The sequence below is a fragment of the Aeromicrobium ginsengisoli genome, from assembly GCF_004134905.2.
Classification (GTDB): Bacteria; Actinomycetota; Actinomycetes; order Propionibacteriales; family Nocardioidaceae; genus Aeromicrobium; species Aeromicrobium ginsengisoli.
The window spans coordinates 1317292-1331554 of the sequence record NZ_SDPQ02000001.1 but is presented as its reverse complement, the minus strand read 5'-3'; the positions used below and the strand labels follow the sequence as shown (position 1 = coordinate 1331554).

Sequence of the window (14263 nt, the reverse complement as noted above, 5' to 3'; positions counted from 1 at the left end):
TACCTGGTTGAGGCAGCACCGTCCGGCTGTGATCGATGGATGCGTACGCCTCGACCCCTGCCCACCCATCTGCAAGGCCGCGCCTTCAGTCGTCACGAGGCGTTGAGCGCCGGCATCACGCCGCGGATGCTCGAGCACCCGCGGTTCGAGGCGCTGTTCCCTGCGGTCTACACCGTGGTGGGTACGCCCCTGTCCGCCCTGCAGCTCATCGATGCGGCGGAGGCAGCACTCCCTGATGACGCGCGCGCCAGTCACCTGACGCGGCTCCGTCGCCTGGGCCTCGACTACGGTCCGAGCAGTCCACTCCACTTCACGGTCGGTCGCGACCTGCACCTCGACGTGCCCGGCATCTTCCTGCATCGAACCGTGGCGATGCCGCCGGCGGGCTCTGCAGGGGTGTGCGTCGAGGCGGCCTACGTCGGAGCTGCCTCGACGCTTCGGACGATCGACCTCGTGAAGATCGGGGACTGGCTGCTGCATCGTCAACACGTGACCATCGGGTCGCTGCTGTCGCGCATCCACGCCGATCCATGGCGACCCGGTGCCGGAGCCGCCAACGCGGTGCTGCCCCTGCTGGATGCCGGCTCCCGGTCGCTCACTGAGTCCGAGACGAGGGTCGTGCTCGAGTTCGCCGGGTTGCCCCGCCCGGCCGTCAACCTCGATGTCGTGGATGACGACGGTGTCTTCCTGGGTTGCGGTGACCTCGTCTATCTGCTGTGGAAGCTGCTCATCGAGTACGAAGGGCGGCAGCACGCGTTCGACGTCGACCAGTTCGAGGGCGACATCGATCGGTACGCGGGGTTCCGGAAGGACGGCTGGGAGTACGTCCAGGTGACTCAACGCAAGCTGCGTCACCCCCGGTCGCTCGTGCTCGAGGTGCATCGCGCTCTGGTGGCGCGGGGCTATGCGGGACCGGCGCCAGAGTTCGGCCGGCACTGGCAGTCGCTCTTCAGGCGCCCGGTGCCCATGCCTCTTGCAGCCTGAGACCTCGTCGCGTCAACGTCCCCCTCGGCGGTGGATCTTCCACCGTATGAGCCCGCAATAGGTGGAATCGCCACCGACGAAATGGCGGTGCCGCCTATGTGTGGCGAATCCACCGCCCGAGGGAACCTGACATGCTGGCCGCATGCTCATCCTCGCGGCGACCCCGATCGGCCAGGTCGCCGACGCCAGCGGCCGGCTCGGCGAGGCACTGGCGACGGCCGACGTCGTGGCCGCGGAGGACACCCGCCGCCTCAAACGACTCGCGTCGGAGCTCGGTGTGGAGATCGGCGGGCGGATCGTGTCCTACTTCGAGGGCAACGAGGAGCGCCGCACCCCTGAGCTCGCCGCGCTGCTGGCAGACGGCTCGACCGTGGTCCTCGTGACCGATGCGGGTATGCCGAGCGTGTCCGATCCCGGCTACCGGCTGGTCGTCGCGGCGATCGCCGCCGATGTCGCGGTGACGGCGATCCCCGGCCCCTCGGCGGTGCTGACCGCGCTCGCGGTGTCGGGGCTGCCGGTCGACCGGTTCTGCTTCGAGGGGTTCCTGCCCCGCAAGGCCGGCGAACGTACGCGCGCGCTGACCGAGCTGCTCACCGAGCGCCGCACGATGGTGTTCTTCGAGTCGCCGCACCGCACCGAGGCGTCGCTGCGGGCGATGGCCGAGGTGCTCGGCGCCGACCGGTCGGCCGCGGTGTGCCGTGAGCTCACCAAGACGTACGAGGAGGTGGCCCGTGGCACCCTCACCGAGCTCGTCGACTGGGCGGCCGGCCAGGAGCAGGGTGTGCGCGGCGAGGTGACGATCGTCGTCGGCGGGGCCGCTCCGGACACCCGGACGTACGGGCCGGGAGACCTGCGGGAGCTCGTCGCCGCCCGCCAGGCCGAAGGGCTCAGCCGCAAGGATGCGATCGAGCAGGTCGCGGGCGAGACGGGCGTACGCAAGAAGGACGTCTACGACGCTGCGCACTCGTAGGGCACCGGAGGCCACGCCCTAGGATTGAGGGCGTGTCAGATTCCACGTTCTACGTCACCACGCCGATCTACTACGTCAACGACGCGCCCCACATCGGGCACGGCTACACGACGGTCATGGGTGACATCATCACGCGCTGGCACCGGCAGCGCGGCGAGAGCGTCTGGTACCTGACGGGCACCGACGAGCACGGCCAGAAGGTCCTCCGCAAGGCCGACCAGAACGGCGTGTCCCCGCAGGACTGGGTCGACAAGCTCGTCGAGGAGGAGTGGAAGCCGCTCCTCGAGACGATCGACATCGCCAACGACGACTACATCCGCACGACGGAGCAGCGGCACATCGACGGGTCCAAGGCGTTCTGGCAGGCGCTCTACGAGCGCGACGCGGTCTACAAAGGCTCGTTCAGCGGCTACTACAGCGTGGGCGCCGAGGAGTTCGTCGGTGACGACGACGTGGCCGACGGCGAGGGCGACGACGAGGGCTTCAAGGTCTCCAAGCTCGACGGCAGCCGGGTCGAGCACATGACGGAGGAGAACTACTTCTTCCGGCTGAGCGACTACCAGCAGAAGCTGCTCGACTTCTACGACGCCAACCCCGACTTCATCCAGCCCGAGTCGGTGCGCAACGAGCTCATCTCGTTCGTCTCGCGCGGGCTGCGCGACCTGTCGATCTCGCGGTCGACGTTCGACTGGGGCATCCAGGTGCCGTGGGACGACAAGCACGTCATGTACGTGTGGATCGAGGCGCTGCTCAACTATGTGACGGCCGCGGGCTACGGCGTCGACGACGAACGCTTCAAGGAGCTGTGGCCCGCCAACATCCACATTGTCGGCAAGGACATCGCCCGGTTCCACGCCGTGATCTGGCCGGCGATGCTGATGGCCGCCGGGCAGCCCGTGCCGCACCAGGTGTTCGCGCACGGCTGGATCCTCGTCGGCGGGCAGAAGATGTCCAAGTCCAAGGCCAACGGCATCCGCCCCGACGAGATCGTCGACACGTTCGGCTCCGACGCCTACCGCTACTACTTCGCGCGGGCTCTGACGTTCGGCAGCGACGGGTCGATCTCGTGGGAGGACATGCACGCCCGCTATCACGCAGAGCTCGCCAATGGGTTCGGCAACCTCGCCTCCCGGGTGGCGGCGATGATCGGCAAGTACTTCGACGGGTTGCTGCCGGCAGCCGGCGAGACGACCGCTGCTGAGCAGAAGGTCATCGACCTCGTCGCCGAGGCCGTCGCCGAGGCGGACGCCGCGATCGAGGCCGTGGCGCCGCAGGACGCGTTGTCCGCGGTCTGGCAGATCGTCGACGAGCTCAACGGCTACCTCACCGAGCAGGCGCCGTGGCAGGTCGCCAAGGACGAGTCAGCCGGCGACCGGCTCGCGACGATCCTGGCGACCGCCGCCGAGGGCCTGAGGGTTCTCGCGGTGCTGCTCAACCCCGTGATGCCCAAGGCATCGGCGGTGCTGTGGGACTCGCTCGGTGCGGAGCCGACCTTGGGCGCGCTGGCCGACCAGCGGATCGACGCGGTCGCCGCGTGGAGCCAGCTGCCCGTCGGAGCGACGATCACCAAGCCGGCGTCGCTGTTCCCCCGCATCGAGGCCGCGGCCGAGTGACGGTCACCGAGGGCTGGCCCGAGGCTCCGGAGCCGCTGCCGTCGCCGGTCGTCGACAACCACTGTCACCTCGACCACCGGGCGTACGCCAAAGGGGTCGAGGGGGGGCTGCTGATCCCGGTCGACGAGGCGCTCGACCGGGCGGCCGCCGTCGGGGTGACCCGCATCGTCCAGGTGGGCTGCGACCTCGAGGGCTCACGCTGGGCGGTCGAGACCGCCACGGCGTACGACTCGGTGGTTGCCGCAGTCGCGCTGCATCCCAACGAGGCGCCCAAGCACGCCGAGCAGGGTGACCTCGACGACGCGCTCGCCGAGATCAACGCGCTGGCGCAGTCGCCGCACGTGCGGGCCGTCGGGGAGACCGGGCTCGACTACTTCCGGACCGGCGAGAGCGGCCGCGAGGCGCAGCACGTGTCGTTCCGCGAGCACATCCGCATGGCCAAGCGGCACGACAAGACGCTGGTGATCCACGACCGCGACGCCCACGACGACGTGCTCAAGGTGCTCGACGACGAGGGCACGCCAGAACGTACCGTGATGCACTGCTTCTCCGGCGATGCGGCGTTCGCGCGGGAGTGCCTCGACCGCGGGGCCTACCTCTCGTTCGCCGGCACCGTGACCTTCAAGAACGCTGAGAACCTGCGCGAAGCGCTTCGTATCACGCCGCCGGACCGTATCCTTGTCGAGACCGATGCGCCTTTCCTCACACCGACACCGCATCGCGGAAGCCCGAACGCCTCGTTCCTGATTCCGCTCACGGTTCGGTTCATGGCTGGAATTGCAGGCAAAACGGTCGAGGAAATGTGTCGGAACATCGATGCGAACACGGTTTCTGCATTCGGTGGTGACTGGCCTCACAGAATTTGACCCAGGAAGGGGCATCCGTATGGTTGAAAGTCGGCCCCGTCACCGACTGTCAAGGAATTCTGTGCAGCCAGACTCAACCGCCCGACGCACGTCCACCCACGGAAAGCGTCGTCATCGCAAGTCATTTCCCCTCATCGCCCTCAACCTCGCGATTGTCCTCGTCGTCGCGGGAGGCACCGCCGCCTACGGCGCTCTGAGCCACACGGTCACCCTGACCGTCGACGGCAAGAGCAACACGATCCGTACATTCAGCGACAACGTCGGCGACGTGCTCAAGTCCAAGAACATCACGCTGCGTCCCGCCGACCGGCTGAGCAAGCCGACCTCGGACGCGATCTCCGACGGCGACAAGATCACCGTCTCGTACGCCAAGCCCGTGACCCTCGCGGTCGACGGCACCGTCACCGAGCACACGGTCTACGACCGCACGGTGGGCGACGCGTTCGACACTCTCGGCGTCGAGCCGAAGTCGGGGTCCTACCTCTCGGCGAAGACCTCGAGCGTCATTCCCCGCAAGGGCGCGCAGCTCGTGGTGAGCAGCTCCAAGTCGCTCACGGTCATCGCCGACCACAAGAAGCGGACCGTCACCTCCAACGAGCCGACCGTCGCCGGCATCCTCAAGAAGGCCGACATCACCCTGGACTCCGACGACGAGGTCAAGCCCGGCAGGGACGCATTCGTCAAGCCCGATGCGCAGCTTCGCGTCGTGCGCATCAAGAAGGTCACCAAGACCGAGACCGTCCCCGTCAACTTCAAGACCACGGTCCGCGAGGACCCCGAGTCCTCGGTCGGCGACACCAACGTCATCCAGCCCGGCAAGAAGGGCAAGGCCCGCGAGCGCGTCACGCTGATCTATGCCGACGGCAAGCTGCGTGAGCGCATCGTCCTGGTCTCGCGGTCGCTGTCCGAGCCGCGTCCGCAGATCGTCGAGAAGGGCACCAGCACGACGCCGTCCGACAGCGTCTGGGACAAGATCGCCCAGTGCGAGTCCGGCGGCAACTGGTCGATCAACACCGGCAACGGCTACTACGGCGGGCTGCAGTTCAGTCTCGCGACGTGGCGCAGCGTCGGCGGTTCCGGTCTGCCGAGCGACGCCAGTCGCGAGGAGCAGATCAAGCGCGCCGAGATCCTGCAGGCCCGGTCCGGCTGGGGCCAGTGGGGCTGTGCCGGGGCGAGGTTCAACTGACGAGCTCGACCCCCCCGAGACCCGGCAGGCTGCTCGGGCCGGCTGACGTCCGACGCCTGGCCGAGTCCTGCGGCATCCGCCCGACCAAGCAACGCGGGCAGAACTTCGTCATCGACGCCAACACCGTGCGGCGCATCGTGCGCACGTCCGGGATCGGCGTCGATGACGTCGTCGTCGAGATCGGTCCCGGCCTCGGCTCGCTGACACTCGGGCTGCTCGAGGTGGCGTCGCACGTCACGGCGGTCGAGCTCGACGAGGTGCTCGCGGCGCAGCTGCCCTCGACGATCGCCGAGTACGCCCCCGACCAGGCGGCGCACTTCAATCTCGTCACGGCTGACGCGATGCAGGTCACGGAGCTGCCGGGGCCGACGCCCACGGCGCTCGTGGCCAACCTGCCCTACAACGTGTCGGTCCCGGTCCTGCTGACGTTCTTCGAACGGTTCCCGACGATCTCGACCGGCCTCGTCATGGTGCAGGCCGAGGTCGCGCACCGCCTCGCAGCCGGGCCGGGGTCCAAGACGTACGGCGTGCCGAGCGTCAAGGCCGCCTGGTACGCCGAGCTGCGGCTCGCGGGGTCGATCGGGCGCAACGTGTTCTGGCCGATGCCCAACGTCGAGTCGGCGTTGGTCGCCTGGACGCGGCGCGAGCCGCCGGGCGACGAGGCGCAACGCCTGCGTACGTTCGCGGTCGTCGACGCCGCGTTCGCCCAGCGCCGCAAGACCATGCGCGCTGCATTGTCAGAGCTCGCCGGGTCGGGCCCGGCGGCCGAGGAAGCCCTCGTCGCGGCCGGCATCTCGCCGCAGGCGCGCGGCGAGCAGCTCGGCGTCGAGGAGTTCTTCCGCCTCGGTCAGTTCCTCACCCCCGCTGGTTGAGCGGGCCAGGCCACCGCTCAGCGGGCCGCTGCGACGTGGTGGCGGGCGTGGGTCGCGCCGAGGAGCGTGACGACGGCCGTGATGGCGCCGGCGAGCAGCAACCCGCCGCCGAGGTGCCACTTCAGCAGCGCCGCGCCGACGAACGCGCCGGCGAGGATCAGCACCACGGCTGACGCCCGCCGGGCGCTGCCGCCCCCCTTGCCACTGCCCAGCACCGAGTCTGCGGCGAGTCCCGTGATGGTCGAGGTGACGACGACCGTCGTGACGTCCTTGACCGCGATGAACCGGGCGGTCGCGGCCTGGATGCCCATCGCCGCGCCGAGCACCGTCGTGATCGTCACGCCGACGGGACGCCCGAAGTCGTCCTCGATCGCGAGGAGCACCGCGGCGGTCGCGATCATCACGAGCGTCACGATGCCGAACAGGACGGTCGTCCGTGTGGTCCAGCCGGGTCCGGCGGGCTTGAGCACGCGACCGGCGAGCGCCGCGCCGGCCATGAACCCGGCGAGGGCCAGCAACGGGCCGAGCACCGGCAGGCCACTGCCGCCGACGAGGGCCATGCCGAGGATCACGACATTGCCGGTCATGTTGCCGGTGAAGACCTTGTCCAGGCCGAGGTAGCCGACGGCGTCGATGACCCCGGTCGAGAACGTCAGTGCCAGCATCAGGCCGAGGTGGAAGCCATCGCGCGGGAAGGCGGCTACGCGTCGAATCACCACCACATCATGGCGGCCGGGTCCACACCGCGATGTCACAGGGCTGAAATATGGCGTGGCTACGCTGACGCCGGTGATCCTCCAGACCGGCGACGGCGTCCCTCAGGGCGCGACCTATCTGCCCTCGACGCCCGACCACGTCCTGTGGGGCCGACTGCCGTGCGCGGCCGACCGGCCCGTGATCTCGGTCGACCCGGGCGCTGAGCTCGTGATCGACACGATCAGCCACGAGGGCATCCTCGAGGACCAGGGGCGTGACCCCAAGGCGTACTTCGGGGCTCACGGCGTCGACGGGGTGCTCGACGACGCGATCGCCCTCGCGGCATCGGAGCACCCGCGCACGTGGGGCGTCGACGGACCGCACGTGACGACCGGGCCGATCGAGGTGCGCGGCGCCGAGGTCGGTGACCTGCTGGCGATCCGCGTGCTGGAGACGACCCCGCGGGTGCCGTACGGGGTGATCTCCAACCGTCACGGCAGGGGAGCGCTGCCGGGGGAGTATCCGCTCGACGGCGACGTCTTCAGCGTCTTCGCAGAGGTCACCGAACGTGACGGCCGGGCCGTCGGCACGCTGCCGCTGCGTCCGGGCAGTGACGAGGTCGTCGCGTTCGACCTGAAGCCGTTCCTCGGGATCATGGGCGTCGCGGTGGCCGGCGACGTACGGCCGCACTCCGTCCCGCCCGGGCCCCACGGCGGCAACATCGACATCAACCTGCTGACCGTCGGGTCGACGCTCTACCTGCCTGTGCAGGTGGCCGGTGCCTTGGCGTACGTCGGCGACCCGCATTTCGCGCAGGGCGATGGCGAGGTCGCGTTGACCGCCATGGAGGCGTCGCTGCGGGTCCGACTCGGCTTCGACGTGATCGCCCGCGAGGATGCCGTGGCCTCGTTCGGCGAGCTCGTCGGACCGATGGTCGAGACGTCGGACTTCCTCGTGCCGACCGGGATGGACGAGGATCTCGACGTCGCGATGCAGAACTGCGTACGCGCGGCGATCGCGCTGCTCCAGGCCCGGTTCGGCATGGACCCGCGGCACGCGTACGCCTATCTGAGCGCCGCGACCGACTTCGACATCTCGCAGGTCGTGGACCTGGTCAAGGGCGTCCACGCGCGCATCCGCACGAGCGACTTCGCATGAGCGAGCGCCAGCGAGCGAACATGACTTCGACCGGGGTCATGGACGCGTTCTGGGCGTACGAGCGCGCGTTGATGTCCAACGACCTCGAGGCCCTCGACCGGTTGTTCGCTCCCGGCGACGAGACGCTCCGAGGCGATGCCGCGGGCCTGCTCGTCGGGCACGACCGGATCAGCGCGTTTCGTGGTGGGCGGGGCGGGGCGCCGAAGCGGACGATCGTGGAGACCCACGTGCAGACGATCGACGCATCGCACGCCCTCGTGGTCGCGATCACCGAGCTGGTGTCGGGCGGCCGTGGTCAGCAGACGCAGCTCTGGGCCCGCATTGACGAGCGTTGGGTCGTCACGGCCGCGCACGTCAGCGTCGCCGCGCCGGCGTTCGACCCGCGCATCTGGCGGGTCGTCGGTGACCCGTTGGTGCCCAAGACCGGGTCGGGTGCCCTGGACGGTGAGACGGTCGCGGTCAAGGACCTGTATGCCGTCGCCGGCCAGCGCGTCGGTGCCGGCAACCCGGAGTGGCTGCACCACGCGACGCCCGAGGCCGAGCACGCCTGGGTCGTCCAGCAGCTGCTCGTCAACGGAGCCGCGGTGCGGGGCATCGCGCGTACGGACGAGTTCGCCTACAGCCTCGCCGGCACCAATGCGCACCACGGGACGCCGCCGAACCCCAAGGCACCGCATCGCATCTCCGGCGGGTCGTCGTCGGGCTCGGCCTCGGCGGTGTCGATGGGGCACGCGTCGATCGGCCTGGGCACCGACACCGGCGGGTCGATCCGCGTCCCGGCGGCATACCAAGGGCTGTGGGGCATCCGGACGACCCATGGCGTCGTGCCCACCGGCGGCGTGCTGCCGCTGGCACCGACGTTCGACGCGGTGGGCTGGCTGACCCGTGACTCCTCGCTGCTCGCGCGGGTCGCCTCGATGGTGCTGCCACCGGACACCGTTGCGGTGGGTGACGTCGTGGTGGCGAAGACGCTGACGGCGCTGGCCGAGCCCGGCGTCGCGGCTGCCCTCGGTGAGTTCGGCGGTACGCCGTTCGAGTGGCCCGACATGGCCGGCTGGCTCACGGCGTTCCAGACGCTGCAGGCGTGGGAGGCGTGGCAGGTCCACGGTGAGTGGCTCGCCGACCGGATGGACACGCTCGGAGCGGACGTACGCTCTCGGTTCGAGCGCGCGTCGTCGATCACGTCGGACGAGGCGGCCCGGGCGGCGAAGGACGTGACCCGCATCCGGCTCGAGATCCGCGAACGGCTCGGCGATCGCGTGCTGCTCCTGCCCTCGGCGTCGTCCGTCGCCCCGCCGGTCAACGACACCGGTGCGCTGGACGCCGTACGCCAGGCCACGATGCAGCTGACCTGCATCGCCGGCATCGGCGGGTTGCCTGCCGTCAGCATCCCGGTCACGACAGCCGCCGGGCTGCCGGCCGGCGCTTGCCTCGTCGGTCCAGCCGGCAGCGACCAGGCGTTGATCGCCCTGGCCGCGGGGCTTGTCGGTCCTTGACCTCGGCGAGAGGGTGGTCGTCGTTTGGACAAGCTCAACGACCGGTGGACCCCGGGGTCTTAACCTTGCTGAAATTTTTGTGCCGACGTCCTTTACAAATGTGGACTAACGTTTCGTGACGTGAGGCTCGCCGAGTTCAACGCCCTGATGCCCGAAGCGGCTGGCGAGCTGCTGCGCCCGTGCGCTGACATCCCGGCCTGGATCGACGAGATCGTGGCGGGCCGGCCCTACGGCGACCTCGGCGAGCTGATCGGCATCGCCGACGTGGCGGCCGAGGGCTGGTCTGACGCCGAGGTCGACGCCGCTCTGGCGCAGCACCCGCGGATCGGCGAGCGTGCCGACGGTGCCGGTGCGGAAGCACAGATGTCCCGCAACGAGCAGTCGTCGGTCTCCGGACTCGACGAGGAGATCGCGGCGGGCAACCGGGCGTACGAGGCGAAGTTCGGCCGGATCTTCCTGATCCGTGCTGCCGGCCGGTCGGCGACCGAGGTCCTCGACCAGCTCACGACCCGGCTCGGCCACGACGCCGAGACCGAGAACGCCGTCGTGGCACAACAGCTCCGCGAGATCGCGGTGCTGCGGCTCGAAGGGATGCTGACCGCATGACGACCTGCTCCACGCACGTGCTCGACGCCGCGCTCGGCGCACCCGCTGCCGGTCTCGCGGTCACGCTCAGCGGCGCCGAGGTGGCGCTCTCGGCGACGACCGACGACGACGGCCGCATCACTTGGCCCGGCGACCTGGTCCCCGGGACGTACGAGCTGACGTTCGCCACCGGCTCCTGGTTCGGCGCCGCCGAGCGCGAGACGTTCTATCCCGAGATCCATCTCGTGGTCGACCTCGGCGGACCGCATGCCCACGTGGCGCTGCTGCTGAGCCCGTTCTCCTACACGACGTACAAGGGGTCCTGATGGCTGACACTGAGCCCATGAGCGGTCGCATCGTGCTCGGCGCGAACCAGTACGGCAAGGCCGAGGTCCGGCTCGTCCGCATCACGCGTGACCCTTCGACAGGCTCAGGGAGCGGGGGGAGGCACGAGATCGAGGACCTCAACGTCACCTCGCAGCTGCGTGGCGACTTCGAGGCGTGCCACACCCAGGGCGACAACTCGCAGGTCGTGGCGACCGACAGCCAGAAGAACACCGTCTATGCGTTCGCCAAGCAGCACGGCATCGGGTCACCGGAGCAGTTCCTGCTGACCCTGGGCCGGCACTTCGTCGACGCATATCCGTGGGTCAGCGGCGGGCGCTGGGAAGCAGAGCAGTACGCCTGGAAGCGCATCCCGGTCGACGGCCAGCCGCACGACCACGCCTTCGTGCGCACGGGGCAGGAGACCCGCACGGCCGTCGTGCAGATCGACGGCGACACGACGCACGTCGTCGCTGGCCTGACCGACTGCACCGTGCTCAAGTCGACCGGCTCGGAGTTCCACGGCTTCCCGCGCGACCAGTACACGACACTCGCCGAGACCACCGACCGCATCCTCGCCACGTCGGTCACCGCGTGGTGGCGCTACACGTCCACGGACCTGGACTTCAATGCGCTCTACGACGGCATCCGCGACACGCTGCTGGCGACGTTCGCGAGCCTGCACTCGTACGCGCTGCAGCAGACGCTGTTCGAGATGGGCAAGGCCGCGCTCGAGGCGTTCCCCGACGTCGCCGAGATCAAGTTCTCGATGCCCAACAAGCACCACTTCCTCGTCGACCTCGAGCCGTTCGGGCTCGACAACCCCAACGAGGTGTTCTTCGCCGCCGATCGTCCGTACGGACTGATCCAGGCGACCGTCGAGCGCGAGGGTGCGACCCCGGCGCCGGCCGCCTGGGCCACGATTCCGGGGTTCTGCTGATGAGGATCGACGCGATCCAGGCCCGGCGCGTGCTGGTCGACGGCGACTTCGTCCCGGCGACCGTGAGCGTCGAGCACGGCACGATCGCCGCCATCGGTGCGTACGACGAAGCGCCCGAGGGCATCGTCCTGCGCGCACCAGACTCGGCGTACGTCGTGCCGGGCAACGTCGACACGCACGTGCACATCAACGAGCCGGGGCGCACGACGTGGGAGGGCTTCAGGTCGGCGACCGAGGCGGCGGCCCTCGGCGGAGCCACAACGCTCGTCGACATGCCGCTCAACAGCGTGCCGCCGACCACGACGGTCGAGCACCTCAAGCTCAAGCAGGAGGCGGCCGCCGATCAGCTCATGGTCGACGTCGGCTTCTGGGGCGGCGCGGTGCCGGGCAACGTCGCCGACCTCGAGCCTCTGTGGGACGCGGGCGTGTTCGGCTTCAAGTGCTTCCTCGCCGACTCCGGGGTCGAGGAGTTCCCGCCGCTCGACCCCGCGCAGTTCACCGAGGCGCTGACCGAGATCGGCCGGTTCGGGGGGCTCATGATCGTGCACGCCGAGGACGCCCGCGTGCTGGCTGAAGCGCCGTCGGAGTCCAGCCGCTCGTACGCCGACTTCGTCCTCTCGCGGCCCGACGAGGCCGAGACCGCCGCGATCCGGCAGGTCCTCGACGGCGCCCGCGAGACCGGCGCACGGGTGCACATTCTGCACCTGTCGAGCGCCAAGGCCCTCGACCTGATCGCGGCTGCACGCGACGAAGGACTGCCCGTGACGGTCGAGACCTGCCCGCACTACCTGAGCTTCTCGGCCGAGACGATCCCCGACGGCGCCTCACAGTTCAAGTGCTGCCCGCCGATCCGCGACAGCGGCAACCGCGAGGCCCTGTGGCAGGCGCTGCGCGACGGCATCATCGACTGCATCGTCAGCGACCACTCGCCGGCCACCGCCGAGGAGAAGAATCGCGGCGACGGCGACCTCCAGCAGGCGTGGGGCGGCGTCTCCGGCCTGCAGGTCGGCTTCAGCGTGCTCGCCCACGAGGCCCGGCGCCGGGCGATCCCCCTGGCCGACCTCAGCCGTTGGATGTCGCGCAACACCGCCGACCTGGTCGGCCTCGGCCGCAAGGGCCGCATCGAGGTGGGCGCCGATGCCGACTTCGCGGTCTACGACACCGGTGCCGAGTTCCGCGTCGAGGCGGCACGGCTCGCGCACCGCAACCCCATCACGGCGTACGACGGGCTGCGCTACGGCGGCCGGGTCGTGCGTTCGGTCATCCGCGGCAACGCGATCGACGTCGACCGCGTCGACCACACCTTCGGACAGCAGCTGAGGCGAACCGCATGACGTACGAGCAGATCCACCCGCCGACGCGATTGCTCATGGGACCGGGGCCGATCAACGCCGACCCCCGCGTGCTGCGGGCGATGTCGGCGCCTCTGATCGGCCAGTACGACCCGGCGATGACGGCCTACATGACCGAGACCATGGAGCTCTACCGCGAGGTGTTCCGCACCGCCAACCAGCAGACGTTCCTCGTCGACGGCACCTCGCGCGCCGGCATCGAGGCCGCGCTCGTCTCGCTGATCGAGCCCGGCGACCGGGTCCTCGTGCCGGTGTTCGGCCGCTTCGGCCACCTGCTCGCCGAGATCTCGGAGCGCTGCGGGGCCGAGGTGCACACGGTCGAGGTCGAGTGGGGCCAGGTGTTCGCGCCCGAGCAGATCGAGGCCGCGATCCTCGACGTACGCCCCAAGGTGCTCGCGATCGTGCAGGGCGACACCGCCACGACGATGTGCCAGCCGCTGGCGGACCTCGGTGAGATCTGCGCCCGCCACGACGTGCTGTTCTACTGCGACGCCACGGCCTCGATCGCCGGCAACGAGCTCGCGACCGACGACTGGGGCATCGACATCGTCACGGCGGGGCTGCAGAAGTGTCTCGGCGGGCCCTCCGGCAGCGCTCCGATCACGATCTCCGACCGCGCCGCCGGCGTCATCAACGGCCGCAAGCACATCGAGGCCGGCATCCGCACGGACGACGACCCGGAGGTGGGCCGCCGGATCGGCTCCAACTACTTCGACCTCGCGATGATCATGGACTACTGGGGCGAGAAGCGGCTCAACCACCACACCGAGGCGACCTCGATGCTCTACGGCGCTCGCGAGTGCGCCCGGCTGCTCGCCGCAGAGGGCATCGACGCGGCGGTCGAGCGGCACCGGCTGCACGGCGCCGCGATGCTCGCCGGTGTGCAGGGGCTGGGCATGACGGTCTTCGGCGACGTCGACCACAAGATGAACAACGTCGTCGCGGTCCACATCCCCGACGGGATCGACGGCGACGCGGCACGGGCCTCGATGCTCGTCGACTACGGCATCGAGATCGGCACGTCGTTCGGTCCGCTGCACGGCAAGGTGTGGCGCATCGGCACGATGGGCTTCAACGCTCGCAAGGACGCGGTGCTGCTGACTCTCGCAGCGCTGGAGCAGGTGCTGCGCGCCGGCGGCGCACCCGTCACCCCGGGCGGTGGCGTCGGCGCTGCTCAGGAGGTGTACGCATGAGCGAGGCTCGCCGAGCGAATCATTGGAC

The 14263-nt window shown here is 69.7% G+C and carries 14 protein-coding genes; 13 read left to right on the top strand and 1 reads right to left on the bottom strand.

From position 1 onward, the window contains the following. Positions 1-39: 39 nt before the first annotated feature. The 6 genes from ESP70_RS20055 (at position 40) to rsmA (ending at position 6491) form a co-directional block, all read left to right on the top strand. Positions 40-984, top strand: coding sequence for a hypothetical protein (locus ESP70_RS20055; RefSeq protein WP_188110520.1), 945 nt, complete (start codon positions 40-42; stop codon positions 982-984). A gap of 142 nt (positions 985-1126) precedes the next feature. After that, positions 1127-1954, top strand: a complete 828-nt coding sequence (gene rsmI, locus ESP70_RS06630; RefSeq protein ID WP_149688486.1) for a 16S rRNA (cytidine(1402)-2'-O)-methyltransferase — start codon at positions 1127-1129, stop codon at positions 1952-1954. Positions 1955-1986: 32 nt separating this feature from the next. After that, positions 1987-3567: a methionine--tRNA ligase gene (gene metG / locus ESP70_RS06625; RefSeq protein WP_149688485.1), complete on the top strand. Its 1581-nt coding sequence runs from the start codon at positions 1987-1989 to the stop codon at positions 3565-3567. After that, positions 3564-4433 carry a TatD family hydrolase gene (locus ESP70_RS06620; protein WP_149688484.1) on the top strand — a complete coding sequence of 290 codons (870 nt, stop codon included), beginning with the start codon at positions 3564-3566 and terminating at the stop codon, positions 4431-4433. Before metG ends, ESP70_RS06620 begins: the two co-directional genes overlap by 4 nt. A gap of 61 nt (positions 4434-4494) precedes the next feature. After that, on the top strand, positions 4495-5619 hold the full coding sequence (locus ESP70_RS06615) for a resuscitation-promoting factor (protein ID WP_188110518.1): 1125 nt from the start codon (positions 4495-4497) through the stop codon (positions 5617-5619). Next, positions 5616-6491 carry a 16S rRNA (adenine(1518)-N(6)/adenine(1519)-N(6))-dimethyltransferase RsmA gene (gene rsmA / locus ESP70_RS06610; RefSeq protein ID WP_149688596.1) on the top strand — a complete coding sequence of 292 codons (876 nt, stop codon included), beginning with the start codon at positions 5616-5618 and terminating at the stop codon, positions 6489-6491. The genes ESP70_RS06615 and rsmA overlap by 4 nt, the downstream gene beginning before the upstream one ends. A 17-nt stretch (positions 6492-6508) precedes the next feature. Here rsmA and ESP70_RS06605 read toward each other — a convergent pair whose 3' ends face one another. Then, positions 6509-7207, bottom strand: a complete 699-nt coding sequence (locus ESP70_RS06605; RefSeq protein ID WP_246161839.1) for a YoaK family protein — start codon at positions 7205-7207, stop codon at positions 6509-6511. Between the two features lie 73 nt (positions 7208-7280). On the opposite strand from ESP70_RS06605, the gene ESP70_RS06600 reads away from it, so the two are divergent. From ESP70_RS06600 to ESP70_RS06570, 7 genes are all read left to right on the top strand, one after another. Beyond that, positions 7281-8345, top strand: coding sequence for an acetamidase/formamidase family protein (locus tag ESP70_RS06600; protein WP_246161835.1), 1065 nt, complete (start codon positions 7281-7283; stop codon positions 8343-8345). 20 nt (positions 8346-8365) lie between these two features. Continuing rightward, entirely contained in the window at positions 8366-9841 is a 1476-nt protein-coding gene (locus ESP70_RS06595) for an AtzH-like domain-containing protein (RefSeq protein ID WP_149688480.1), read from the top strand. Between the two features lie 120 nt (positions 9842-9961). Continuing rightward, a complete protein-coding gene (uraD, locus tag ESP70_RS06590) occupies positions 9962-10447 on the top strand; it encodes a 2-oxo-4-hydroxy-4-carboxy-5-ureidoimidazoline decarboxylase (RefSeq protein WP_149688479.1) in 486 nt (161 codons plus the stop codon). Next, a complete protein-coding gene (gene uraH / locus ESP70_RS06585) occupies positions 10444-10752 on the top strand; it encodes a hydroxyisourate hydrolase (protein WP_149688478.1) in 309 nt (102 codons plus the stop codon). Before uraD ends, uraH begins: the two co-directional genes overlap by 4 nt. Next, positions 10752-11690 carry a factor-independent urate hydroxylase gene (pucL, locus tag ESP70_RS06580; RefSeq protein WP_246161833.1) on the top strand — a complete coding sequence of 313 codons (939 nt, stop codon included), beginning with the start codon at positions 10752-10754 and terminating at the stop codon, positions 11688-11690. The genes uraH and pucL overlap by 1 nt, the downstream gene beginning before the upstream one ends. Next, positions 11690-13024, top strand: coding sequence for an allantoinase AllB (allB, locus tag ESP70_RS06575; RefSeq protein WP_149688477.1), 1335 nt, complete (start codon positions 11690-11692; stop codon positions 13022-13024). Before pucL ends, allB begins: the two co-directional genes overlap by 1 nt. Then, positions 13021-14235 (top strand): pyridoxal-phosphate-dependent aminotransferase family protein, encoded by a 1215-nt coding sequence (locus ESP70_RS06570; RefSeq protein WP_223148620.1) that lies wholly within the window; start codon positions 13021-13023, stop codon positions 14233-14235. The genes allB and ESP70_RS06570 overlap by 4 nt, the downstream gene beginning before the upstream one ends. Positions 14236-14263 lie beyond the last annotated feature (28 nt).

Coding starts and splice junctions, on each gene's coding strand:
- ESP70_RS20055 (WP_188110520.1), top strand. CDS start 40: ATGCGTACGCCTCGACCCCTGCCCACCCATCTGCAAGGCCGCGCCTTC.
- rsmI (WP_149688486.1), top strand. CDS start 1,127: ATGCTCATCCTCGCGGCGACCCCGATCGGCCAGGTCGCCGACGCCAGC.
- ESP70_RS06595 (WP_149688480.1), top strand. CDS start 8,366: ATGACTTCGACCGGGGTCATGGACGCGTTCTGGGCGTACGAGCGCGCG.
- uraH (WP_149688478.1), top strand. CDS start 10,444: ATGACGACCTGCTCCACGCACGTGCTCGACGCCGCGCTCGGCGCACCC.
- pucL (WP_246161833.1), top strand. CDS start 10,752: ATGGCTGACACTGAGCCCATGAGCGGTCGCATCGTGCTCGGCGCGAAC.
- allB (WP_149688477.1), top strand. CDS start 11,690: ATGAGGATCGACGCGATCCAGGCCCGGCGCGTGCTGGTCGACGGCGAC.
- ESP70_RS06570 (WP_223148620.1), top strand. CDS start 13,021: ATGACGTACGAGCAGATCCACCCGCCGACGCGATTGCTCATGGGACCG.